Genomic DNA, 337 nt, shown 5'->3' with positions numbered 1-337 from the left:
CCAGCGGTAGAACTCCAGCTGCCGGTCCATCGACTTGGCCCAGTCCGCCTGCCCCGTCGCCGACTTCGGCTTCAGCGGCGCGTAGTTGGCGAGCGCGTAGGCCGCGAAGGGGTTCTGGTAGCCGCCGTGGGCGTGGCTGGAGCCGATGCGCCAGGCCCAGCCGGCACTCGTGTCCGTGGCGCCGCCCCAGGCGTAGTACCAGGAGAGGAGGTAGTGCGAGGCGTCCTTGCCGGTGCCTGCCGGGCAGGCCGCGGGACCGACGCAGTTGCCGACCTTCTTGAAGTACTTGTCGTACATGGAGTAGCGCAGGTAGTCGCCCATCTTGGCGGCCTTGCCG

General features: G+C 69.1%; 1 protein-coding gene. It reads right to left on the bottom strand.

Annotated features, from left to right (window positions below):
- A partial coding sequence (locus ADK65_RS04100; protein ID WP_324614240.1) for a glycoside hydrolase family 48 protein occupies nt 1-337 on the bottom strand: 337 nt, incomplete at both ends.

The organism is Streptomyces sp. NRRL B-1140, from assembly GCF_001280065.1.
GTDB lineage: Bacteria > Actinomycetota > Actinomycetes > Streptomycetales > Streptomycetaceae > Streptomyces.
The sequence above is the reverse complement of the archived record's forward strand: the minus strand, read 5'-3'. Positions and strand labels throughout refer to the sequence as shown.